The sequence below is a fragment of the Lysinibacillus sp. FN11 genome (assembly GCF_024628845.1).
GTDB lineage: Bacteria > Bacillota > Bacilli > Bacillales_A > Planococcaceae > Lysinibacillus > Lysinibacillus capsici.
This window is the reverse complement of record NZ_CP102383.1, coordinates 2,918,363-2,943,050: the sequence shown is the minus strand read 5'-3', so window position 1 is coordinate 2,943,050 and position 24,688 is coordinate 2,918,363. Positions and strand designations below refer to the sequence as shown.

Sequence of the window (24,688 nt, the reverse complement as noted above, 5' to 3'; positions counted from 1 at the left end):
ACGATAGACATTATAGTGATGGATACATTAATGATTTGAAACGCAAAGATTAGGAGTAGTAAAAGCTCGTTATTCGGTGAAGAGAGCTGCGGGTTGGTGCAACGCAGACCAATAAGACTTTGAACTTGCCTAGGAGTGGTAACACAAATAGAATTATTGGATTATTCTATTTGTTTGACGGTTAACCTTCGTTACAAGGTTTTTTAAGCTGGGTTCTCAAGAGCCAATTAGAGTGGTACCGCGGTTTGCTGATAGCATGTCGTCTCTTCTTTCATTTGATGATGAAGGAATAGACGATATGCTTTTTGATTTTTTAGGAGGTAAGAAAGTGGAAAAAAACAAGCAACAATTAACAAGAACAATGACCTCGCGTCATATCACGATGATGGCATTAGGTGGAGCCATTGGAGCGGGATTATTTAAAGGAAGTAGTGCAGCCATTGATATGGCAGGACCATCAGTGCTGATTGCGTATTTAATCGGCGGCATTATTTTATTATTTGTTATGCAAGGCTTAGCAGAAATGGCCGTGCGTAATAAAGAAGCAAGAACCTTTAGAGATTTAGTGCAATCCGTGTTAGGCAAATACCCTGCTTATTTCCTAGATTGGATCTACTGGAAAATGTGGGTTTTAAATATTGCAGCAGAGTCTGTCGTGGCTGCTATCTTTATTCAATATTGGCTACCAGAATATCCAATTTGGATACTGGCACTATCTGTTTCTGTGTTAGTAACAGCGATTAATTTATTATCCGTAAAAATCTTTGCAGAAACAGAATATTGGCTAGCATTAATCAAAATTACTGTTATTATTGTCTTTATCATTGCAGGACTTATTTTATTGCTTGTGACGTTTGGAAATCATAGTGCTGTTGGTTTTGCTAACTTAACGGAGCATGGTGGGTTCTTCCCAAATGGTTCAACCGGATTAATTGCTGCTATGCTTGTAGTGATCTACTCTTATGGTGGGACAGAAATCATTGGGATTACATTAGCTGAAACGAAAAATCCTGAAAAAGTAGTACCAAAAGCTGTTCGCAGTACATTAGTGCGTATTGTTACTTTTTATTTACTACCGTTCTTTATTATCGTAAGCTTAATTCCTTGGAATGAAGTAAATGGGGTTCCTGAAAGCCCATTTGTCATGGTTTTTAAAATGGTTGGTATTCCAGGGGCAGACCATATTATGAACGCTGTTGTGTTACTTGCCATTATTTCATCAATGAATTCAGGACTGTATGGTTCATCACGCGTACTATATACACAGGCTGTAGATGGACGTGTGCCTAAAATCTTTGCTTATTTATCGAAACGAAAAGTACCAGTATATGCTATTTTAATGTGTACTTTAGCGATGTATTTAGGGGTCATTTTATCTTTATATGCGGGAAGCAAAACCTTTGATTTTCTAATGGGATCACTTGGTTATACTGTGTTATTTATTTGGTTAATTATTGCAATTGCACATTTAAAATCACGTAAAAAACAAGCAGAACACACAAGTGCCTATGAAGTTAAATGGTTCCCTTATACTACTTGGGTAGCTATACTGGCATTAAGTGCGATTCTCATCGGGATTATTTTTACCACATCGATAATCGTGACAGGCATTACGTTAGCTATTTACCTTTTTATTACGTTAACCTATGTATTGAAAGGTCGTTATCAAGCCAATTAATGACTGTGTATTGATTTTTCGACACAGATTTGCATAAAAAATACATTGTAGGCAGATTGTTCGCTCAAGTGAATTTATCCATGCTATACTACAATCATAGTAAGCTTAAGGAGGATTTCAAATGGCAATTGTACATGCAACAGATGCTACGTTCCAAGATGATATTAAAGAAGGGTTAGTACTAGTAGACTTTTGGGCTGCTTGGTGCGGACCATGTAAAATGATTGGGCCAGTTCTTGAAGAAATGGACGCAGCAGGTAGTGCGGCTAAAATTGTAAAAGTTGACGTTGACAATAACCAAGGTACTGCAGCTCAGTATCAAATTATGTCAATCCCATCTTTACTATTATTTAAAGATGGAGAATTAGTTGACAAAACAGTAGGCTTCCAACCAAAAGAAGCTTTAGAAGCATTTATCGCAAAACATGCGTAATGAATGAAGTTCACAAAGCCGAGCCATCAATTGATGTGTTCGGCTTTTTTTCGTTATATAATAAAGAAAATAACTAACATTATTCTAATGAGGGGAATTTTTACTTAGGGGGCAGGTAGGTAATGAACGATTTAATAAAGCGGAAACTGGATATTTTACCAGATCAACCTGGCTGCTATTTGATGAAGGATCGACAAGGGACTATCATTTATGTCGGTAAAGCAAAAGTTCTGAAAAACCGTGTACGATCTTATTTTACTGGAACACATGAAGGGAAAACGCAAAGGCTTGTAGGTGAAATAGAAGATTTTGAGTATATTGTGACGTCTTCAAATATTGAAGCACTTATTTTAGAGCTGAATCTCATCAAATTACATGATCCAAAATATAATGTCATGTTAACGGATGATAAGACCTATCCATATTTAAAAATTACGAATGAAAAACATCCTCGTCTGATTACGACAAGGAAGGTAAAAAAGGATAAGGCTAAATATTTTGGCCCTTATCCGAATGCCTATGCAGCAAGTGAAACGAAAAAGCTATTGGATCGATTGTATCCGCTGCGCAAATGTGTTCAATTACCTTCCAAGGTCTGCTTGTACTATCACATGGGTCAATGCTTAGCACCTTGTGTGAAGGAAATTGATGGTCAGGTTTATCAAGAAATGATTGAGGATATGACGAAGTTTTTAAATGGTGGTGTGGAGGCAGTCAAAAAAGAGCTTGAAGTTAAAATGCTAGCAGCTGCAGAAAACCTGGAATTTGAACGAGCGAAGGAATTCCGAGACCAAATTGCCCATATTGATACGGTTATGCAGAAACAAAAAATAGTTTCAAGTGATACAACAAATCGAGATGTATTTGGCTATGCTGTTGAAAAAGGATGGATGTGTGTTCAGGTTTTCTTTGTGCGCCAAGGAAAGCTGATTGAGCGTGATGTCTCAATTTTCCCCATCTATCAAGATGCAGAGGAAGAATTTTTAACATTTGTTGGGCGCTTTTATGAAAAGCCAGAGCATATTAAGCCAAAAGAAATTTTTATTCCACCAGCCATTGATGCAGCTATCTTAACAGAATTATTAGAAATTAAAGTGCTCACACCGAAAAGAGGTCAAAAGAAGGAATTGGTTGAATTAGCTACCAAAAATGCTGAAATTGCTGTGGCAGCTAAATTCCAGCTAATAGAGCGTCAGGAAGAACGTACGATTGGTGCTTGTGAGGCACTTGGTGAAGCAATGGGTATTAGTGTACCTTTACGAATTGAAGCTTTTGATAATAGTCATATGCATGGAACGGATGCAGTGTCTGCTATGGTTGTTTTCATTGATGGGAAGCCTGCAAAAAAGGAGTACCGAAAATATAAAACGCGTACAGCAGCCAAACATGATGATTACGGTGCAATGCAGGAGGTTATACGTCGTCGCTATATTCGTGTTTTAAAGGAAGGTCTACCATTACCAGATTTAGTCTTAATTGATGGTGGTAAGGGACAAATGGAAGTAGCCCGTGAAGTACTAGAAGATGAGCTTGGTCTTGTTATACCGATTGCTGGTTTAGCCAAGGATGATAAGCATAATACTTCTCAGCTATTGTTTGGTGATCCACCAGAAGTGATTAGCTTAAAACGTACAAGTGATGGCTTTTATTTATTACAACGAATTCAAGACGAAGTCCATCGCTTTGCTATTACCTTCTTGCGTCAACAGCATGAGAAACATGCCATTCAATCTGTATTAGATCATATTGAAGGGGTAGGACCAAAACGAAAGCAACAGCTGCTTAAACATTTCGGTTCAGTCAAAAAAATTCGAGAGGCGAGCGAGCTAGCATTACAGGAGGCTGGGATGCCTGCTAATTTAGCAAGCCAAATTTTTAGCTATTTTCAGCAACAATCATTGTCAAAGGAATAGGCATGTGCTATGGTTATAAATAACATTGTTTTCAATGTTATGGAGAGTCAACTGCGTGACTAGTTTGTTTACGCTAAGGCTTAATGAATTGAATACATTCACTTTAAAGTGATGATAGAGGTGCAAGATTCAAGAGTAACGCGATGGAGGATGGACAAGTCCAGAGATATTGTGTGAAAGGGGAGCTTGCCGAAGTGCAGTATTGTTGTTCCATTGCTGTACTGGTTTTGCATTTAAGAAATGTAAGACTGTCGATTCTAAACGTTTCGGAGAGCTATCACACATGCGCAAGTTACGATTATTGTACATGTTATAGGCAGCTTTCACGTTATGTGGAGGCTGCCTTTTGGTTTTCCAGAAACTGTTTTACACCTCATGATTTTGTAAAATATATGAACTGGAAGGGAGAACGAAAGAAATGGCTAAAATCGTGATGAAGTTTGGAGGAGCTGCATTAGCTTCTACTGAACAAATCCAAGAGGCTGCTAGGAAAGCGATTGCTCAAAAGGACAAAGGATTTGATGTAGTAGTGGTCGTTGCAGCAATGGGACACACTGCGAAAGAGATGAAATTGATGGTACACCAACTAACTGACGATGTGTCGAAAAGAGAATTAGATGCAGTGTTGTCAACTGGCTCTCAATTATCAAGTGCTTTATTTGCCATCGCCTTGCAGGAAGCAGGCTATGAGGCTGTGTCTCTAACGGGATGGCAAGCTGGTATACATACGGATGGTATGTATCGGCATGCTCGTATCGACTATATAGATATTAATCGAATGGAAGAACACTTTGCACAGGGACAAATTGTGGTTATTGCTGGAGAACAAGGGATTGACGAAGAGCACAATATCACCATGCTTGGGAAAGGTGGAGCTGAAACAGCTGCTGTTGCACTTGCCATAGCATTGGAAGCGGAGAGAGTAGATATGTATACAAATGTGGATGGTGTTTATACAGCAGATCCACGATATGTTACAAATGCCCAAAAGCTACAGGAAATTTCCTATGATGAAATGTTGGAGTTATCTAATTTAGGGTCTCATATCATACATCCTCGTGCGGTGGAGTTAGCGAAAAAATTTCAAATGCCTGTTATTATACGCTCCAGTTTAATAGAATCAGTAGGCACTTTATTGAAGGAGGAAGTGGAAATGGAAAAAAATTCAGTCGTTCGTGGTGTTGCATTTGAATCAGATATTATTCGTTTAACAGTAGGGTATGATGCTTTTTCCAATGCTTCATTAGCAGATATATTTATGGTGCTTGCAGAGAACCGTATTAATGTTGATATTATTGTCCAAGCCATTATTGATGGGTTGAAGCCAACTGTATCGTTTTCCATTTTAAAAGAGGAATTTGCGAAAGCATTACGTGTTTTAGAGGATAGTAAATTATCACTCGGATTTAGTTTTGCTGACTTCGAAATTGGACTAGCAAAAGTTTCTATTATTGGTTCAGGCATGGCTTCCAATCCAGGCGTTGCCGCTCGTATGTTTGATCGGTTACGTCGCGAAAATATCCCTGTAAAAATGGTTAGTACTTCTGAAATAAAAGTGTCCGTTGTTGTACCACAGGATGATATGATCCAAGCAGCTAATGCTCTCCATGATGAGTTTAATTTAGAGCAAGCACTTTACATATAATAATAGAAGAAACAGCATTTTATGTAATTGACCGAAATAAAAGGAAGAAAAAAGAAGGATTGTCATCCCAATCTTTAATGGGAGACAATCCTTTTTAATTATTCTGAGGGAATGGTATTCATAATACGTTCTTTAACGTCCCATTTGACTGTAAACATGACGTATTGTTGCTTTTCCCGTTTTTCACTATAGCATTCTGTCAGGTAGCCTTTAGCTAGTTGAATTTGCTCTGCTATAAATCCTGCTTCAAGTTTAAAGCTACGCTGCTTTATTTGCAGAATTTCAGGGTCATTTTTCAACTGGAAAATACGTCCATCTTTTGATTCCTTTATGAGTTCTAATGTACCCCAGCAGGCATCTGCGAAAAATGCGATAAGTTCATCTTGACTTTTACATGGGAACTTGCGAGCAAGCTCTTTACCTGCCCAATAAAGGACGTCATCTTCATGTTTACCGAGTATAGAAGATAGAATATGATCACGAATGATCTCATAGCCAAATGATGAGATTGTAGGAGATGGAGTGTTTAACATTGTTATCCTTCTTTCTTAGAATTTTCTTAAAATTTAACGGTAATAAAGTAATGATAGATTTTTCGAGAAAAAACGACGCATCATGTACTAGATTAGTTCTTTAATAAGCTCTATGAAAAACTCCGAGTTGCCTTGACGCTCGTAGCTCTTGAGAGTACAATAAACATGTCATAATATTGTACCATGATGAAATACACAGTCAATGAAGTATCATTTACAAAATGATGACTTCTTTTGTTGTGCTATTTTAAGTACTAAGGGGGGTAACAGTCTTGTCGAAAGATCGAGAGTTTTTATGGCGTCGCTTACATTCTCTACTTGGGATCATTCCAGTAGGTCTGTTTTTAACGATGCACCTGTTCATTAACTTTACAGCAACAGGCGGGGCAGAAAGTTACAACGATGCTACCGCAGTAATGGAAAAGATTCCATTCCTTATCCTAGTTGAATGGATTGTCATCTATATTCCATTAATGTTCCACGCATTCTATGGTGTCTACATTGCATTCACTGCTACACCAAACACAGGACGTTTCAGCACGTACCGTAACTGGATGTTCTCTTTACAACGTTTTACTGGTGTATTCTTAGTGATATTCATTGCATGGCATATTTTCCAAACTCGTATTCAAAAAGCACTTGGCACACACGTTGATTACGACATGATGGCGAATATTGTTGCTAATCCATTCATGCTTGGATTCTACATTGTTGGTATTTTATCAGCAACTTTCCACTTATCTAACGGTTTATGGGCATTCCTAGTAAGCTGGGGTATTACACAATCTCCTCAGTCTCAAAAGATCGCTACTTACGTAACAAACATTCTTTTCGTAATTCTAAGTGTAGTTGGTGTGGCTGCTATTTTAGCTTTCGTATAATTCCATAGAAGCTACGATAGAGCACATGCAATCATTGCAATTTTTTAAGAGGAGTGAGAAATAATCATGGCGAAAAGCAAAATAATTGTTGTCGGCGGTGGTCTTGCCGGTCTGATGGCAACGATTAAAGCAGCTGAAGTTGGTACTGAAGTTGATTTATTCTCATTAGTTCCTGTAAAACGCTCACACTCTGTTTGTGCGCAAGGCGGAATTAATGGTGCGGTAAATACTAAAGGTGAAGGGGATTCTCCATGGATCCACTTTGATGATACAGTATATGGTGGGGACTTCCTAGCGAACCAACCACCTGTTAAAGGTATGTGTGATGCAGCACCTGGCATTATTCACTTAATGGACCGTATGGGTGTTATGTTCAACCGTACACCAGAAGGACTTTTAGATTTCCGTCGTTTTGGTGGTACTTTAATGCACCGTACAGCTTTCTCTGGTGCAACAACTGGTCAACAATTACTATATGCGCTAGATGAGCAAGTTCGTTCTCATGAAGTAGCTGGTTTAGTAAATAAATATGAACACTGGGAATTCCTTGGTGTTATTATCGATGAAGACGGCGTTTGTCGTGGTATCGTAGCGCAAGATATGCGTACAGAAGAAATTAAATCATTCCGTGCAGACGCTGTTATTATGGCGACTGGTGGCCCTGGTATTATCTTCGGTAAAACAACAAACTCTGTTATTAACACAGGTTCTGCTGCTTCTATCGTTTATCAACAAGGTGCTTCATATGCGAATGGTGAATTCATTCAAATTCACCCAACAGCGATTCCTGGAGATGACAAAAACCGTCTAATGTCAGAATCAGCTCGTGGTGAAGGTGGTCGTATTTGGACTTATAAAGACGGTAAACCTTGGTACTTCTTAGAAGAAAAATACCCAGCTTATGGTAACTTAGTACCACGTGATATTGCAACACGTGAAATTTTCGACGTTTGTGTAAACCAAAAACTTGGTATCAATGGCGAAAACATGGTATACCTAGATCTTTCACATAAAGATCCACATGAATTGGACGTTAAACTTGGTGGTATCATCGAAATCTACGAAAAATTCGTAGGGGATGACCCACGTAAATTACCAATGAAAATTTTCCCAGCAGTTCACTATTCAATGGGTGGATTATGGGTTGACTACAATCAAATGACTGAAATTCCTGGTCTATTTGCAGCAGGTGAATGTGATTACTCTCAACATGGTGCAAACCGTCTTGGTGCAAACTCATTATTATCTGCTATCTACGGTGGTATGGTTGCAGGACCAAACGCAGTAGACTATGTAAAACACCTTAAAAAGCATGCTGAAGATCTTCCACAAGAGATTTACGATGCTCGTGTAAAAGAGGAACAAGCGAAATGGGATGCTATCATGAAAATGGAAGGCACAGAAAACGCTTACTTACTGCATAAAGAGCTTGGTGAAATGATGACTGCTACAATGACTGTAGTACGTTACAATGATCAGCTTGAAGATACATTGAAAAAACTTGATGAGCTTACTGAGCGCTGGAATAACATCAACATCAATGATACGCAAAAATGGAGCAATCAAGGCGCTCACTTTACGCGTCAGCTTAAAAATATGTTAGTGCTTGCAAAAGTAATGACAAAAGGTGCACTATTACGTAATGAATCTCGTGGTGCACACTATAAACCAGATTTCCCTAACCGTGATGACGAGAACTTCTTAAAAACAACAATGGCGAAGTTTGACCCAGCTACTGGTAATCCAATCATCACGTACCAAGAAGTCGACGTTTCATTAATCCCACCACGTAAACGCGACTACTCTGCGAAAGGAGACTAAAAGTTATGCAAATCGCAGCTAATACTGGAAGAATGGTCAAAGTGGAAATCTTACGTCAAGATACACAGGGCGGCAATAGCTACTGGCAAAAATTCCAAGTGCCTTACCGTCATGGTATGAACGTAATTTCAATTTTAATGGAAATTCAAAAAAATCCTGTTACTGAAGATGGTGTAAACACATCACCAGTATCATGGGATATGAACTGTTTAGAAGAAGTTTGTGGTGCATGTTCAATGGTGATCAATGGCCGTCCACGTCAATCATGTTCTACACTAGTAGACCAATTGACAGAGCCGATTAAATTGGAGCCAATGAAAACATTCCCTGTTATTCGTGACTTACAAGTTGACCGTGAACGTATGTTCAACGCTCTTAAAAAAGTTAAAGCATGGGTACCAATCGATGGTACGTATGATTTAGGTGAAGGTCCACGTATGCCAGAAGGTAAACGTCAGTGGGCTTATGAACTATCTAAATGTATGACTTGTGGTGTATGTATGGAAGCATGTCCAAACGTGTCTGAAAAGGCTTCATTCATTGGACCAGCTCCATTATCACAAGTACGTCTTTTCAACACTCACCCAACTGGTGCTATGATTAAAGATGAACGTTTAAATGCGATTATGGGTGACGGTGGCCTTGCGAACTGTGGTAACTCTCAAAACTGTGTTGCTGCATGTCCAAAAGGTATTCCTTTAACAACATCCATCGCTTCATTAAACCGTGCAACTACAGTGCAAATGTTCCGTAACTTCTTCGGTTCTGACCACTACGTAGACTAATATCGGACAAGCGGAACTCCCTTACACTTCGTGTGAGGGAGTTTTTTATAGTTATAGAAATGAAATTTATCAAGTTGTTTATTCGCGTTTTTTCTATGATAATATAGCATTTTCTTTTATAATGAATAAGTATTCATTTTGTTTGCCGTCGATTGATAAAAGACGGGCAATTACATGACAGGGGATGGTATATCATGAAGGCAAATTATATCGATAATTTTCAAGAGTGGGAAAAGGGTTTTTCATTTTTTAGTGAGGTACGAGTGCGATTTTCAGAAACAGACATGTATGGTCATATGAACAATACGATTAGCTTTACATATTTTGAGCAAGCAAGAATTGATTACTTCCGACATTTAGGAATTTCAATGCCCTCAGTTGGAGAAGAGAATGTGAAATCTATACCAATTGTAGCCGATTTACAATGTGATTATGTAAAGCAGGTTTTTTTTGATGACGTACTACGAATCTATACAAAAATCGCGCAAGTTGGGAATTCGTCGATGGACATTCACTATCTAGCAAAAAATCAAAAGGACGAAATCTGTTTCACTGGTCGTGGAACAATTGTGCAAATGGATCCTCGTACAGGTAAAAGTGTGCCGATTTCAGAGGAAGAAAAAACGAAATTCATTCAGTTGTCCATTCTGCCTCACTAGTTCACCATATAAGTATATGTAAATTTATTGAAATAGTAGATTTTACTTTTTACGTAAAATTTATGAATGTAACAATGTAATTTTCGAAATTTTTAAGGAAACATGGAATAATCATGCAAATAGCCGTCACCGCTTCCTGCCCCTTAACATAAGTTACAATACGTGCGGGGGAGGAGGGTGTAACTGAATGAATGGCTCTCATCATCGTTCTCTTTTAACAAACCGAGAACGTGAAATATTTGCGCTTTTATTAGCTGAAAAAACAACGAGAGATATTGCAGAGCAGCTTGGTATTAGTGAAAAAACAGTGCGAAATCACATTTCCAATACAATTCAAAAGCTAGGTGTAACGAATCGATCTCAGGCGTTAATTGAGCTGTTACGCTTGGAAGAATTTAAATTAGACTAATGGACACTTGCTATTTCGTGAAAAAAACGACAAAATAGAACTATTCAACGTATTTTTAGGAGTGAAATAGTTATATGTCGGATGAAGTAACAAAGCACTCACCTGAAACCGTTGCAACGGTTGAAAAGGAATTACGCTATATAGCGGCCATCGTGAAGCAAAAGGGAAGAGAAATTGTTTCCGATTATGCGATTACGCCGCCACAATTTGTTGCATTACAGTGGTTAGAAGAGCTTGGTGATATTACAATTGGCGAATTATCAAACCGTTTATATTTAGCTTTTAGCACGACAACAGATTTAGTGGACCGAATGGAGAAAAATGAATTAGTCAAGCGTGTGCGTGATGAAAATGATCGCCGTGTCGTTGTCGTTCATCTTCTCGAAAAGGGCGAACGTATTATTCAAGAAGTAATTGAAAAAAGACAGCAATATTTGCAAGAGATGCTTGTTGGTTTTAATGAACAAGAAGTCGCGCAATTATCAAGCTATTTAGAAAAACTACATGTACACATGAAACAGGATTGAGGCGGAAAGTATGAATGCCCCGATAGGCGTTATTGACTCAGGAGTAGGCGGTTTAACCGTAGCAAAAGAAATCATGAAGCGATTGCCAAACGAAACGATTTATTATATTGGCGATACAGCAAGGTGTCCGTATGGTCCAAGAAGTCGTCAGGAAGTACGGAATTTTACTTGGCAAATGGCAAAAGCACTCGAAAAAATGAATGTTAAGATGCTCGTTATAGCTTGTAATACAGCGACTGCAGTAGCACTCGAAAGTTTACAAAGAAATATGCCTTTTCCAGTACTAGGTGTTATCAATGCTGGCGCACGTGCAGCTGTAAAAAAAACGAAGCGACATGAAGTCGTTGTGCTTGCAACAGAAGGAACAATTAAAAGTGGGGCGTATGAAGAAGCCTTATTGTCACTCAATACGTCGACACATATTATTCCACTAGCTTGTCCCACATTCGTACCACTTGTAGAAAGTGGCGAATATAAAGGTGACTTTGCAAATAATTTAATAGCAGAAGGCTTAAAGCCGTTGAAAAATCGACAATTTGATACGGTTATTTTAGGGTGTACACATTATCCTATTTTACAAAAACAAATTGAAGCTGTTGTCGGAGAAGATGTGAATGTTTTATCTTCTGCGGAGGAAACAGCAAAGGATGTACAGGAAATGTTAGCGTATAATGGCACTTTAGCAAATGCCAATGCGGTGCCTGCTCATAGATTTTTTGCAACTGGTTCTGTTCCAATTTTCCGTTCGATTGCTGAGAATTGGTTAGAGCAAGGTACTCTCGACATAAAACGTATCACATTAAAATAAAAAATCAGCTTAGCAACAGGCTAGGCTGATTTTTGCCGTTTTCAGCATTGTACATAAGCCATCGAGTACTTTTTTGATGGCACAAATTATGATAAGATGAGGGCGCGAAAGTTTTTAGGAGGAACGAAATATATGACAAGATTTGATGGTAGAAATGCAGATGGGCTACGACCTGTGAAAATAGATAGTGAGTATCTATTACACCCTGAAGGCTCCGTATTAATTCAAGTAGGCAATACAAAAGTAATTTGTACCGCAACGATTGAAGACAAGGTACCTGGTTTTTTACGTGGGCAAGGGAAAGGGTGGATCACAGCCGAGTATTCCATGTTGCCTCGTGCAACCGCTCAACGTACACCACGTGAATCCTCTCGTGGGAAAGTCAATGGTCGTACAATGGAGATTCAGCGCTTGATTGGGCGTGCATTGCGTGCTGTAGTCGATTTAGAGGCGCTAGGCGAACGTACTGTATGGATTGACTGTGATGTCATTCAAGCGGATGGCGGTACTCGTACAGCATCCATTACAGGAGCATTTGTTGCCATGACACAGGCCATTGCTAAATTTGCTGAAGAAAAGCCATTTGAAAAATTCCCAGTAACAGACTTTTTAGCAGCTACAAGTGTTGGGATCGTTGAAGAACAAGGCGCTATTCTTGATTTAAATTATGTAGAAGATGTGGCTGCAGCTGTTGATATGAACATTGTGATGACAGGCGCAGGACGATTTGTTGAATTACAAGGTACTGGTGAGGAAGCTACTTTTTCTCGTGAAGAACTAAATGAATTGTTAGCATTAGGTGAAAAAGGCATACAACAATTAGTTGAGCTTCAAAAAATAACGCTTGGTGAACTGGCACACAAAGTTGGAGGGAATCAATAATATGAAACAAGTAGTCATCGCCACAAAAAATAAAGGAAAAGCAAAAGATTTTGAAGCATTATTTGGACCACTTGGTTATGAAGTCGTAACAATGTTTGAAGTGGCACCAGATATGGAAATAGAAGAAACAGGAACAACATTCGAAGAAAATGCCATCTTAAAAGCAGAAGCATTGGCGAAGGAGCTTAATACCATTGTTATTGCAGATGACAGTGGCTTAGCAGTAGATGCATTAAATGGTGAGCCAGGTGTGTACTCCGCTCGCTATGCAAGTGACCATGACGATGAAGCAAACATGATTAAACTGTTAGAAAATTTACAAGGTGTCGAAGATGACAAACGGTCAGCACGTTTTTGCTGCTGTATTGCAATTGCAGGACCTGATTTCGCAACAACAACGGTATTTGGTACATGTGAAGGCGTCATTGCCCATGAAAAGCGTGGAACGAATGGCTTTGGCTATGATCCAATCTTTTTTGTGCCAAGCTTAAATCGAATGATGGCTGAGCTTTCACCAGAGGAAAAGGGTTCTATTTCTCACCGAGGCAATGCAATTCGCAAGTTAAAGGAGCAATTACCGAATCTTATCAAATAAGAGGTGATATCCATGAAAATGCTTGTTATGAGCGATACACATGGTGATAGCCATGTCATCGAAAAGGTTAAAGGTTTTTATCCTGAAATAGATATTGTGATTCATTGTGGAGATAGTGAACTTCCCTATTCGCATGAAGCATTAGAAGGATTGAAAAAAGTACGTGGAAACTGTGATCGTGAGAAAGCTTTCCCTGAAGAAGAAATGTTCACGGTCCATGATGTAAAGATTTTTGTGACACACGGTCATTTATTCAATGTGAAAAATTCCATCTTATCATTATCCTATCGTGCTAAAGAAGTAGGTGCACAGATCGTTTGCTTTGGTCATTCACATATTCTTGGTGCCGAAATGATGGATAATATCCTATTTTTAAATCCAGGCAGCTTATTAAAACCACGTGGTCGTAAAGAAAAAAGCTTTGCTGTTGTGGAAATCAATGCGACATCTTTTAAAGTTGATTGCATGACAGATAATAATCAATGTATGGCTACATATACATTTGATCGACAATAATAGAGAAAATCCGCATAACTAGTAAAGTATGCGGATTTTTATTTGGGCTACTGATAATGGTAAAATTGCCTATGAATGATTCATGCTGAAATAGCAAAAATAAATCGTAAAGGCAATAAAGGAGAAAACATGAAAAAAACAATTGGCTGGCATTTTGATAATAGTTACGTTCAACTACCAAGTATTTTTTATTCCGACATATCGTTAAATCCTGTTCGTTCACCAAAATTGATCTTATTAAATGAATCAGTTGCAGCATCACTTGGGTTAGACATTCAGGCTTTAAAGAGTGAGGCAGCATTAGCCGTTTTAGCTGGTAATACAATCCCAGAAGGTGGCGAACCGATTGCACAGGCTTACGCAGGGCATCAATTTGGTCATTTTAATATGCTAGGTGATGGTAGAGCTCTGTTATATGGGGAGCAAATAACACCTCAAAATGAACGGTATGATATTGCTCTAAAAGGATCAGGTAGAACACCTTATTCTCGGGGTGGAGATGGGCGAGCCGCATTAGGTCCAATGCTAAGGGAATATATTATTAGTGAAGCGATGTTTGCACTAGGGATTCCCACTTCACGTAGTTTAGCAGTAGTCACTACAGGTGAAATGATTATTCGAGAAACGGAACTACCAGGCGCTATTGTCACAAGAGTTGCAAGTAGCCATTTGCGGGTAGGGACATTTCAATATGCTGCGCAATGGGGGACAGATAAGGAGCTACAGCTCTTAGCTGATTATGCAATAGAACGACATTACTCTGCTAATATTGGCAATCAAAATCGTTATCTTTATTTGTTAAATGAAGTCATAAAGAAACAAGCCTCCCTTATAGCAAAGTGGCAGTTAGTGGGCTTTATTCATGGCGTCATGAACACTGATAATATGACCATTAGCGGTGAAACCATTGATTATGGTCCTTGTGCATTCATGGACATCTATGATCCAGCGACTGTGTTTAGCTCGATTGATCGCCAAGGACGTTATGCTTATGGAAATCAGCCCAATATCGCTGGCTGGAATCTAACGCGCTTAGCAGAGTCCTTACTACCTTTAATTGATGATGATCAAGAAAAAGCCATTCTACTGGCACAAGAAACGCTACAACAGTATCCGAAATTATATGTAGAAAATTGGTTGGAAGGAATGCGTGCAAAGCTAGGCATTTTTAATGAGGAGCAAGAAGACATCAAGCTTGTTGAAGAGCTTCTTCAGCTTATGCAGCAATATCAAGCTGATTATACGAATACATTTATCGCCTTAACGTTTGAGCAATTGGAGGATTCCCCATTATTTAACGCATCAGCTTTTATGGACTGGCATCACAAATGGCAAGCTCGATTAGCGAGACAGCAGCAAACAAAAGACATGTCACAACTATTAATGCGTCAACATAATCCAGCTGTTATTCCGCGTAACCACAGGGTAGAAGAAGCTTTGGAAGCGGCTGTAGAACGAGACGATTATAGTGTGATGAACAACTTACTAAAAGTCCTAGCTCAGCCTTATGCTCATACGAAAGAACAACAAGAATACGCTTCATTACCTGAACCCACTAATCAACCATATCGTACGTTTTGTGGCACATAAGTAAAAACGAGAGCTATTTATTCTCTCGTTTTTTATTTGTATAAAGGCACCCTACCGTATTCAAACGCATATTCTATGTATGAATAAAAATAAAGGAGAATAGGGTCGGTGCATAAGTATTCAAAGGGTTGGTTTGTCAAAGTTTTACGTGCTCATGGAATAATGGTTCATCCTCAATTTAAAAGTCATTTAGGCTTATATAAAGAATCTGAATTACGAAACTTATATTATCGTTATGTCGCAATAGAGTCTGCTGAGCAAGATCAATAGACGTTTGTTTGAAGAACTCCTTTCTAGGAAAAACTAGTGATTAGAAAGGAGTTTTACTATGTGGATGATGACTCAAACATGGCAAGATGTTCTATTTTTACATTGGCCAATAGCCCCTCAAGAACTCGAAAAACATGTACCTAAAGAACTGAAGCTCGATCTCTTTGAACAAAATGCTTGGCTTAGTGCTGTCCTTTTTAAAGTTTATCGACATCGGCTACGCTTTCTACCACCTCTTCCTGGGATGACTACCTATTTACAATTGAATGTCCGAACATATGTGGAGTATAACGGCATGAAAGGCATCTATTTTTTTCATTTAGATGTGACGAATTATTTCCTATCAAAAATCACGGCAATAGGTAGCTTGCCATATCGCCATTCCAACATCCTAGTAAAACAAAGAGGGAATCACTATTCATGCACAAGCCATTACAAAGCATGTGACGAAAGATTGAGGGTTATTTATACAATAGGAGACAAGACCAATACTAGTTTTGACCGATGGATTGTAGAGCGCTACCATTCATGGGCGAAATGGAAGGATACACTTTTTCGCATTGATATTCACCACTCCCCATGGGAATTAAAGCGAGCCAACGTAACGATTCAAAGCAATACATTAGCCTCTTTTATGAAGGGGAAACTTCAGGACATGCAGCCTCGTGCTCATTATGCCAAAAACAAAACGGCGAGAGTTTTTCCTCCAGCAGTAGAGCATAAAATGATCATAAATCCACCAAGATCTTTGCATTAAAAGAGGTAGCAAAATTGCATAACGATGGCGCTGGCAATCATATCTGACATCGCAAGTGCCTCTGCTTCAATTTCATCAAATACCTCTACATCTGCCTGATAATCTTTTTGTATCATCGTGACAGCTTCATTTTTCGTTAAAGCTAAATGCGTATAAAACATTTTTTGTACTACCTCTCTACTTAGGTATGGATTGATTGTATGCAAAAAGAAAGCAATATCATCTGCATTACGATACCATTCCCTCTCTTTTGCTTCCGCTGTGGTAGCGTCACCTTTCGCAGCAGCTGTCACTAATTGAGCCGCAATTACCAGATGCTCTTTAATTAAAGCTGCATAACGATCCGCCACGGAGTCACCGTAAAAGGGGCGTAAACAATTCCCTAAATCGGTTGCATTGCGTAGCAAACGCTGCTGCACAAAGGGTAAATCAGGTAAATTAAACACAATGCTTATAATAGTCATCCGTGTCCAATTTACATGCTCCATCCAAAGTAAACGGTTCATAGCCATAAAGTCTGCTTCGCCTTTACTAATACAGCGTCGGTAATCATTTGACTGTAAAAAGTGACGAATCGGAGCCGTATACTGCGTATAGGGGGCATGATACAGCTGGCTTAATGAAAAACCATTTGAATAGGGGTACAAGGCTTCACTCCTTCTTGTTCTTTCTCCTACAGTAGCATACTCCAAGGAATCTCGGAGTATGAAGAACCAGAAAGAAAAGAAGAGACCACAAAATTACGCCTCATACATCATTTTCTTCGTCATGCCACCATCAACTGTAAGATTAATACCTGTCACAAAGTTATTCATAGGGTTTGTTAAATAGAGACAAGCCTGTGCAATATCTTCAGGCAGACCAACCCTTCCTGACAAATGCTGCGCATGATCGATTGGCCGTAGTGCCTCATAATCACCTGTTTCAATCCACCCAGGTGAAATACAATTCACAGTAATTTGATCTGGCCCTAAAGATCGCGCTAAAGCATGTGTTAATGCTATGATCCCTCCCTTTGTAGCCGCATAAGCTTCTGTATGAGGCTCTGACATTTCAGCTCGCGTTGAGGCCAGCGAAACAATGGAACCACCCTTTGCATTATGCCGCATCACTTTTGCAGCCTCTCTGGCACAGAAAAAGGAACCCGTTAAATTCGTCTGCAACAAATCCTGCCACTCATCAAACGTCACCTCGTAAGGAGATTGATGCTGGAACTTCCCAGCATTATTAATTAAAATATGAATGGTTCCATAATGCTCCACAGCCTGCTGCATCAAATGAATGATATCCTGTTCCTTTGTCACATCCGTTGGAACAAATAATGCAGAGTAGCCTTGAGCAAGCATATCCTGTTCTAACTGTTGACCTAAGCCTGCATTCAAATCAGCAATCACCACTTTTGCACCTTGTTGTGCATATGCAAGCGTAATACCCTTACCAATCCCTTGTGCACCACCTGTGACAATAACGACTAAATCTTTAAACATCCACAAACCTCCTACTTTTGTATCGCCAATAGTGTAGCAAATATTTTGCTATCCGTCCTGTTAAGAGGGTGAAGAAATGGTATAATGGATGCTGTAGCAACATACGATAAAAAATATGAGGCAAACCTTGCCTGCATAGTAAAATTAATGTTGACATTATGCTATAAAGTACATATAATAAATATTGTCCTTCCTATGATATACATAAGAAATGACATCATGTCTCAGTAGCTCAGCTGGATAGAGCAACGGCCTTCTAAGCCGTCGGTCGGGGGTTCGAATCCCTCCTGGGACGTCCAAAAAGCAGGTTTCAGGCCTTTAGGGATAAGGGTTTGAGAGAAATTAGGGATACGGTCAGGGCTTCGGTCTGGATGACTTTATCCCTTTTTTGTACCCTTGTAATTTTATTACGTGACCAGAATCATCTTCCAATTCAATTCATGAATGGAGGATTTTTTTTATGACTAAAAAGTCGGGACTATTTGAAGTAGATGTTGATTTAAACCTTTTGAAGGTTGAGAATGAGGCAACTGCTCAGCATAATTCAAAAATGATAAAAGATGCGATTCAAATTGTGAAAAGACAAATGATTTCCAGCGGTCTTCGACCTCGGACAATAAAAGACTATGAAACAATTGTAAATCACTTAGTAGATACACAGACTATTACGTTTTTAAATGAAATAACATTAGATACAATTTACTCTTGGCTTGAAAACATGCAAGTTTCAAATCAAACAAAATTAACGAGATTAAAAGCACTAAAGTCATTCTTAAGTAAATGTTATATTAATGGTTGGTATGAGTCAAAATTTTGGCAAGATGTGAACCTCAAAGTAGATAAAAAAGTAAAAACTGGAGCAAATGAAAAAGATGTACAATTATTGATTTCCCTTTTAGATTTAAATACTTTTATAGGTCTAAGAGATGCAGTAGCAATATTAACAATGTATAAAACAGGGATTAGAATAAATACTTTAGGAAAACTTGAAGAAAAGCATATCGATTTTGATGAAAAAACGTTGGTTTTAGAAGGGGAGATTTTAAAAAATCATAAGTTATTGAAGCTACCGATTGATAATCAATTAGTTCAGTTGTATCAAGTGTTGATTCAACAAAATAATAAAATTCGACGACATTATCATCAAAACAACGAGAATATCTTTATTTCCTATAAAGCAACTCCTTTAGATACAAAATCCACTAATAATGCAATTTCAAAACAATTAACAAAGTATAGCAAACAATTTGGTTTAAAAAACATTAACCCACATGCACTTAGAAGAGCATTTGCTAAAAATTTACTTTCGAAGGGAGCTAATATTGCATTAATATCTAAAGCATTAGGACATTCTAACTTGGAAGTCACAACCCAGTACTTAGACTTAGATGTTGACGAAGTATCAAATAGCTTAAGAGAATATTTGTTATAGCCTCTCACTAAAACAAAGCCTTAGAGATTTTTTTGAGAGACTTGCGAATTTTGGAGGAGCTTGAACCAAATAGGGTCTTAGAAATCCTAAAGAGATATATCATTTGAAGCTCCTAATAAATAAGGATAAGACTAAAAGTAGACATCTGATTTTAAAGATGTCTTTTTTTGTAGAAAAAATTGAAATTATTTTACAAAAATGGGACAATAGTAATGTGAGTTTTATTGGCGAAGTATTTAAAAATTTATATCTTGAGGTGAATGTTTTATGTGGGCTGATGATGCTTCAAAAATTGATATGCTTGCCTATCAACCATACGCAGATTTGATTACTGAAATTGCTGTAAGTGAACGAATGAATCCATTAACTATAGGGCTTTTTGGTAACTGGGGAAGTGGTAAATCGACATTGCTTAATTTAATTGAAGAACAAACCTCTTCTAATTCCAATAAGAAAATTGCTGTAGTAAAGATAAATGCATGGATGTTTGAAGGCTATGAAGATGCAAAGACGGCTTTAATGGAAGCAATTTTGCAAAGTATGGAGGAGAATCAGACATTTTTTTCGAATTCTAAAGAAAAAATTAAAGGTTTGATGAATAGGGTTAATTGGATGGGTTTAGGAAAAACAGTTTTAAAACAAAGCATACCATGGGCTATCAGTGGTATGACAGGAATACCTCCTTTTATAATGATACCCAACTCTTCTGATTTTGAAAGTCCTGAAAAGGTGCAAGAGCAAATTGAAAAAACTCAAAACTGGACTAAAGAATATATAAAAGAAAATCCACAGGAGAATACCGTCGAAAATATTCGCAAATTTCGTGAAGAGTTTACATTACTTATTCGGGACTCAAAGGTAGACAATTTGCTAATACTTATTGATGATTTAGATAGATGTAACCCCGACCGAATTGTGGAGACGCTTGAGGCTATCAAACTATTTTTATCTGTTGAGAAAACTACGTTTATCATTGCGATGGATGAAAACATAATTTCTTATTCAATAAAAAGAAAATATCCTCAATTAAATGATGAAGGAATAAATGTATCGACCGATTACATAGAAAAAATAGTTCAGCTCCCAATTAAAATTGCTGAATTAGCAGAAAGTGACGTTAAGAATTACATGTTGTTGCTTATTGCAGAAATGTTTTTGGATGACAAAGTATTAAATCAACTTCTCGAAAAATTAAAGGAAAAAGGAATATTCATCAAGGGTGAAATAATTTCTGGAACAGAAATATTAGATATAGTTCAAAACGAAATAGAAATAAATGGTTCAAAGTATAAAAATGGTATTACTGAGACAGATTTTGAACAGCAAATTCAAATTTTTAATAGTATCGGAAGTATTGTGGCTTCATCGTTGAAGGGAAATCCACGTCAAACTAAGCGTTTTTTAAACACCTTTTACATTCGTAAAAGGTTGGCGGAAATCCAACGGATAGATTTCAACTTAGCTATTTTAGCAAAATTGATGGTATTGGAATACGTCGACAGCGACTTATTTAAAGAGTTATTTCAGTGGCAATTTGAACACAGTGGAACTCCTTTACAGTTAAAGATTCTTGAAGTAGGAATATTGGATGAGCAAAAAGAGGATGAACAATTAAAAATTGAAGAGGTAACTAAAAATACAGCATGGTTAAGCGAAAAAATGAGGAGATGGTTTGGAACAGAGCCCAAACTTTCTGATATAGACCTCTCTCCTTACTTTTATTTAGCTAAAGATTCAATTTCAGATAGAAGATTATTTTCAATAAACTTGAACCAAGAACAAAGAAAATATATCAATCAAATATGCAATCTTGATACTCATATTGCCTTACGAAGAAAGAAAATAGAGCAGATGCTTGAAATGGACGAAGTTACAAGAAATGAAATTCTCAAAGGTGTATTAGAAAAGTATCATCAAGATAAAGCTCAATTAGAAACACTAATCGTATTCTATAACTCGCTACCTCAATATAAGTCTAAAATTTTTGAAGAGTTTAAAAAGATAGACGGTAAAGACTTCGACCTAAGTGAAATTCTTCTTTTTCGACAATTGGACGGTGAAACGTTTGATAAGTTGAAAGAATATTATATAGAAAAGAAAAACGTTGACAGCAAACTTTGGGATATAGGAGGAGATTAATAGAATGGGAACATCAAAAGGTTATTTACCACCGACAGGGTATTTATGGCCAGATGCTAAAAGGGATGTAACGAAGATGGTGAAGGATAACTTTACCCCTTCTTCGGTTGAAAAGGCAATTTCTAATTTTGCTAAAGCATTAAATGGCTCTACTGGTTCAGGGGCAAATGCAGGAAGAGCTATCCAATCGGGTGGTAAAGCACTGAGTTTCATCGATTCAGTTAGAAAATATGGGCTGTCTGAAACATTAGACCGATTTGGGCTATCATATTTGAAAAACGAGACACCTGAAAATGTTCGAAGGGGGCTATTAAAGTATTTCAGTGATAGTGGTAATGAATTTTACGATGGCATTTCTAATCAAAGTATGAATGAACTAATGAGAGAACTTTTTAAAGGCATTAAGGATGTGAATGGGTATGAAGAAGTATTAAAGTCATTAGATACAGGAGTATTCATTAGAGAATTTATTATCAAATTTATACAAAATTGCTTTTTTGCAAATTTCACTGAAAAACTGTTAAGTTTATTTGATAACATAGATAAATATAAGGTTGCAGAGAAGAATGTTAAGACATATATAAGAAATTCAATTGAAAAAAACTTCTCTATCCAGAAGATTCAAAACATTGATTGGAATGGAACAGAAGGCAACCAAATTTTAAATAATACTTATAAAAAAACTCTTGAGATTCTTTCTGTTTGGAGGGAGATAAATGAGTAATATTTGGATTAACAAAAACCATGATGATTTGAATCCAAGTCATTCGTCTGAAAAACAGTTTCTATTGTTCAATTTATTCGATAAAAAGAATAAGTCGAATGTGAAAACTGATATGGAGCAACTTTGGCGAAAATTTGGTATAAATAGTTTAACAAGCATAAATGAAGATTTTCTTATAATTGCTTCGAGTATTTTTTGTGTGGATAAACGAATTCCAAGAAAGAACTTTTCAGATAGTTGGACAAGGACTTTAAGGCTCTCAATACCTGTATTAGAAGTGGAGAAATGGAATTCAGTGAAAGAAGAGCTTGAATACGTAATAAGTTTTCTAAGTGGAGATAAGTGGAAATTTGAATTTAGACAAACAAATTTAAGGTTCAGAACTGATAAAATAAACACTAAAAATCTTATTGATGCTGGAAAATATGATTCAGTTAGCTTATTTTCTGGTGGATTAGATTCTTTCTGTGGAGCACTAACACTTTCTGAGAACAAACGAAATACACTGTTTCTTGGGTTTAGGGAATACAACCTTTTGACAAATCGACAAAAAGAATTGTTTGACGCTATAAACGACCACTATACAGAATTAGAAAATGAATTATTGTTATTCAACGTTAATCCCTTAGTTCCTATTCAAAGAGGAGAAAAGACAGAGAAGCTTTCAGTGGAAAGTACCAGTCGTAGCAGGTCGTTACTATTTATTGCTGGAGCAATCTCTGTTGCTTCAATTATAGGTAAAGAAACACCAGTGTATATACCCGAGAATGGTTTTATTGGTGTTAATGTTCCATTAACGGACAGCAGGACAGGAAGTTGTAGTACAAGAACAACACATCCTATTTTTATCAATTCATTAAACTCGGTTCTTGATAAAGTGGGGATAAAAAATAAAGTTTCAAACTTTTACTGGGATAAGACTAAGGGAGAAATTTTAGAGGAACACCAAAATAATGCGATTTTTAAGCAATATGCGACTCGCACATTGTCCTGCTCCCATCCATGCTTATCTCGTTATGATAAAAAGAAAAGTGATAAAGTTGTAACACCTTGTAATTGTGGTTATTGCTATCCATGCTTAATTAGAAAAGCCTCTTTTGTGAAGATAGGGAAAGACGAGACTTGTTATAACCCACTTTATGAGTTAAGCAAAGATTTTATCTTAAACTATAACAATATTCAAGGAAGAGCAAGTGACTTAAAAGCGGTCCTATTTAGTTTAAGGCGTTATATTGACCATCAAGAAGATAGTGAATATATTAGAAGTCTTTTAGTAAGGCAAGGACCATTAAATAGTGAAGAGTTAGATGGTTATGAGAGAGTGTATCGAAAGTCTATGGAAGAGTTAATGGAAATGATAAAGCTAAATGGCAAGGGTTTAATTGAATATACAGGAATCAAGGAAGTTGAAATCTATGTATAACTTATCCGATATGCACATTCATATCGACTATTTTAAGAACTTTAAAGAAATATACAACTCTTTTGAGCAGAATAAAACATATGCCTTATTTGTAACCAACTTGCCAGAAATTTATCAGAAATGTAGAAATGAATTTCCAGAAAGCAAATTCATTAAATTGGGGCTGGGATATAATCCTCAGTTGGCTGAAAAGTATCCCTTTAACCAGAACCTTTTCGATTCAATGCTTCCATTTACGAAATATGTTGGCGAAGTAGGGTTAGACTATTCTAAAGAGTTCGTCCAAACTAAGATAGAACAACAGGAAGCATTTGATTATATTTGTTCTCAGTCGGCAAACGGTAAAAAAATAATGTCAATTCATTCTCGTGGAGCTGAAGCAGATGTATTAGCGATGTTAAAAAAGAACAAAGTTGAGTATGCAATATTTCATTGGTATTCAGGTAATAAGGAATTTGTGTATAAAATAGTAGAACAAGGTTATTATTTTTCAGTGAACTATTCCATGTTAGCTTCAAAAAAGGGCTTGGATATTATAAAGTCAATCCCTATAGATAGACTTCTGATAGAGACAGACGCTCCCTTTGCTAAAACAAATTTAAAAGGTAATTCATACAATTTATCTGAAATCTATTGTCAGTTTGCGAAAAAATTAGGTGTAGAGCAATTTGAGGAAGTCATTTATAAAAACTTGGCGAGCCTTTTATTGAATCAAAGGGATTCATTAAATCAATAACTTGTTGAATATGTAAAGAAATATCGTCTCAGAGCAAGGATATTA

At 37.3% G+C, this 24,688-nt stretch carries 25 protein-coding genes, 1 tRNA gene, 1 riboswitch and 1 other annotated feature; of the genes, 23 read left to right on the top strand and 3 right to left on the bottom strand.

The window, feature by feature from the left end:
• The first annotated feature begins 36 nt into the window (after positions 1–36).
• Positions 37–270, top strand: a binding site (T-box leader).
• A 28-nt stretch (positions 271–298) separates the two neighbouring features.
• From NP781_RS15650 to NP781_RS15635, 4 genes are all read left to right on the top strand, one after another.
• Entirely contained in the window at positions 299–1,678 is a 1,380-nt protein-coding gene (locus NP781_RS15650) for an amino acid permease (RefSeq protein WP_373880557.1), read from the top strand.
• A gap of 121 nt (positions 1,679–1,799) precedes the next feature.
• Positions 1,800–2,111, top strand: coding sequence for a thioredoxin (gene trxA, locus NP781_RS15645; protein ID WP_004226420.1), 312 nt, complete (start codon positions 1,800–1,802; stop codon positions 2,109–2,111).
• A gap of 122 nt (positions 2,112–2,233) precedes the next feature.
• Positions 2,234–4,024: an excinuclease ABC subunit UvrC gene (gene uvrC / locus NP781_RS15640; protein WP_257520329.1), complete on the top strand. Its 1,791-nt coding sequence runs from the start codon at positions 2,234–2,236 to the stop codon at positions 4,022–4,024.
• A 107-nt stretch (positions 4,025–4,131) separates the two neighbouring features.
• Positions 4,132–4,309: riboswitch (Lysine riboswitch) on the top strand.
• 133 nt (positions 4,310–4,442) lie between these two features.
• Complete coding sequence (locus NP781_RS15635) at positions 4,443–5,669, top strand: aspartate kinase (RefSeq protein WP_257520328.1); 1,227 nt, start codon at positions 4,443–4,445, stop codon at positions 5,667–5,669.
• 98 nt (positions 5,670–5,767) lie between these two features.
• Here the strand turns inward: NP781_RS15635 and NP781_RS15630 are convergent, their stop codons facing one another.
• Entirely contained in the window at positions 5,768–6,202 is a 435-nt protein-coding gene (locus tag NP781_RS15630) for a YslB family protein (protein WP_257520326.1), read from the bottom strand.
• 272 nt (positions 6,203–6,474) lie between these two features.
• Here NP781_RS15630 and NP781_RS15625 point away from each other — a divergent pair, with 272 nt between their 5' ends.
• The 13 genes from NP781_RS15625 to NP781_RS15565 all read left to right on the top strand — a co-directional run bounded on the left by NP781_RS15625 (position 6,475) and on the right by NP781_RS15565 (position 16,702).
• Positions 6,475–7,083 (top strand): succinate dehydrogenase cytochrome b558 subunit, encoded by a 609-nt coding sequence (locus tag NP781_RS15625; RefSeq protein WP_004226428.1) that lies wholly within the window; start codon positions 6,475–6,477, stop codon positions 7,081–7,083.
• A 66-nt stretch (positions 7,084–7,149) separates the two neighbouring features.
• Positions 7,150–8,904, top strand: a complete 1,755-nt coding sequence (sdhA, locus tag NP781_RS15620; protein ID WP_004226429.1) for a succinate dehydrogenase flavoprotein subunit — start codon at positions 7,150–7,152, stop codon at positions 8,902–8,904.
• 5 nt (positions 8,905–8,909) lie between these two features.
• On the top strand, positions 8,910–9,689 hold the full coding sequence (sdhB, locus tag NP781_RS15615; RefSeq protein WP_004226431.1) for a succinate dehydrogenase iron-sulfur subunit: 780 nt from the start codon (positions 8,910–8,912) through the stop codon (positions 9,687–9,689).
• Between the two features lie 194 nt (positions 9,690–9,883).
• The gene (locus NP781_RS15610) at positions 9,884–10,348 is read left to right on the top strand and encodes an acyl-CoA thioesterase (RefSeq protein ID WP_257520325.1); all 465 of its coding nucleotides are present in this window, start codon (positions 9,884–9,886) and stop codon (positions 10,346–10,348) included.
• Between the two features lie 187 nt (positions 10,349–10,535).
• Positions 10,536–10,757: a helix-turn-helix domain-containing protein gene (locus NP781_RS15605; RefSeq protein WP_004226437.1), complete on the top strand. Its 222-nt coding sequence runs from the start codon at positions 10,536–10,538 to the stop codon at positions 10,755–10,757.
• Positions 10,758–10,831: 74 nt separating this feature from the next.
• The gene (locus tag NP781_RS15600) at positions 10,832–11,284 is read left to right on the top strand and encodes a MarR family winged helix-turn-helix transcriptional regulator (RefSeq protein ID WP_016991542.1); all 453 of its coding nucleotides are present in this window, start codon (positions 10,832–10,834) and stop codon (positions 11,282–11,284) included.
• A gap of 10 nt (positions 11,285–11,294) precedes the next feature.
• Positions 11,295–12,092 carry a glutamate racemase gene (gene racE / locus NP781_RS15595; protein WP_004226440.1) on the top strand — a complete coding sequence of 266 codons (798 nt, stop codon included), beginning with the start codon at positions 11,295–11,297 and terminating at the stop codon, positions 12,090–12,092.
• Between the two features lie 132 nt (positions 12,093–12,224).
• A complete protein-coding gene (rph, locus tag NP781_RS15590; protein WP_004226442.1) occupies positions 12,225–12,974 on the top strand; it encodes a ribonuclease PH in 750 nt (249 codons plus the stop codon).
• Position 12,975: 1 nt separating this feature from the next.
• Positions 12,976–13,569, top strand: coding sequence for an XTP/dITP diphosphatase (locus tag NP781_RS15585; RefSeq protein ID WP_257520324.1), 594 nt, complete (start codon positions 12,976–12,978; stop codon positions 13,567–13,569).
• 12 nt (positions 13,570–13,581) lie between these two features.
• Complete coding sequence (locus NP781_RS15580; protein ID WP_257520323.1) at positions 13,582–14,085, top strand: metallophosphoesterase; 504 nt, start codon at positions 13,582–13,584, stop codon at positions 14,083–14,085.
• Between the two features lie 129 nt (positions 14,086–14,214).
• Positions 14,215–15,675, top strand: coding sequence for a protein adenylyltransferase SelO (locus NP781_RS15575; RefSeq protein ID WP_257520322.1), 1,461 nt, complete (start codon positions 14,215–14,217; stop codon positions 15,673–15,675).
• 108 nt (positions 15,676–15,783) lie between these two features.
• Complete coding sequence (locus NP781_RS15570; protein WP_257520321.1) at positions 15,784–15,945, top strand: YflJ family protein; 162 nt, start codon at positions 15,784–15,786, stop codon at positions 15,943–15,945.
• 58 nt (positions 15,946–16,003) lie between these two features.
• Positions 16,004–16,702, top strand: coding sequence for a YqjF family protein (locus NP781_RS15565; RefSeq protein WP_257520320.1), 699 nt, complete (start codon positions 16,004–16,006; stop codon positions 16,700–16,702).
• Here the strand turns inward: NP781_RS15565 and NP781_RS15560 are convergent.
• Both NP781_RS15560 and NP781_RS15555 read right to left on the bottom strand, forming a co-directional pair.
• Positions 16,699–17,349 carry a hypothetical protein gene (locus tag NP781_RS15560; RefSeq protein ID WP_257520319.1) on the bottom strand — a complete coding sequence of 217 codons (651 nt, stop codon included), beginning with the start codon at positions 17,347–17,349 and terminating at the stop codon, positions 16,699–16,701. The genes NP781_RS15565 and NP781_RS15560 overlap by 4 nt on opposite strands.
• A 93-nt stretch (positions 17,350–17,442) precedes the next feature.
• Positions 17,443–18,189, bottom strand: a complete 747-nt coding sequence (locus NP781_RS15555) for an SDR family NAD(P)-dependent oxidoreductase (RefSeq protein ID WP_221680935.1) — start codon at positions 18,187–18,189, stop codon at positions 17,443–17,445.
• A 221-nt stretch (positions 18,190–18,410) separates the two neighbouring features.
• Here NP781_RS15555 and NP781_RS15550 point away from each other — a divergent pair.
• The 6 genes from NP781_RS15550 (at position 18,411) to NP781_RS15525 (ending at position 24,643) form a co-directional block, all read left to right on the top strand.
• A tRNA-Arg gene (locus tag NP781_RS15550) sits at positions 18,411–18,484 on the top strand.
• Positions 18,485–18,649: 165 nt separating this feature from the next.
• Complete coding sequence (locus tag NP781_RS15545) at positions 18,650–19,621, top strand: tyrosine-type recombinase/integrase (RefSeq protein WP_257520318.1); 972 nt, start codon at positions 18,650–18,652, stop codon at positions 19,619–19,621.
• A 267-nt stretch (positions 19,622–19,888) separates the two neighbouring features.
• Positions 19,889–21,760 (top strand): KAP family P-loop NTPase fold protein, encoded by a 1,872-nt coding sequence (locus NP781_RS15540; RefSeq protein WP_257520317.1) that lies wholly within the window; start codon positions 19,889–19,891, stop codon positions 21,758–21,760.
• Positions 21,761–21,764: 4 nt separating this feature from the next.
• Entirely contained in the window at positions 21,765–22,484 is a 720-nt protein-coding gene (locus tag NP781_RS15535; RefSeq protein ID WP_257520316.1) for a hypothetical protein, read from the top strand.
• The gene (gene qatC, locus NP781_RS15530) at positions 22,477–23,907 is read left to right on the top strand and encodes a Qat anti-phage system QueC-like protein QatC (RefSeq protein WP_257520315.1); all 1,431 of its coding nucleotides are present in this window, start codon (positions 22,477–22,479) and stop codon (positions 23,905–23,907) included. The genes NP781_RS15535 and qatC overlap by 8 nt, the downstream gene beginning before the upstream one ends.
• On the top strand, positions 23,900–24,643 hold the full coding sequence (locus tag NP781_RS15525; protein ID WP_257520314.1) for a TatD family hydrolase: 744 nt from the start codon (positions 23,900–23,902) through the stop codon (positions 24,641–24,643). The genes qatC and NP781_RS15525 overlap by 8 nt, the downstream gene beginning before the upstream one ends.
• The last annotated feature ends 45 nt before the right edge of the window (positions 24,644–24,688 follow it).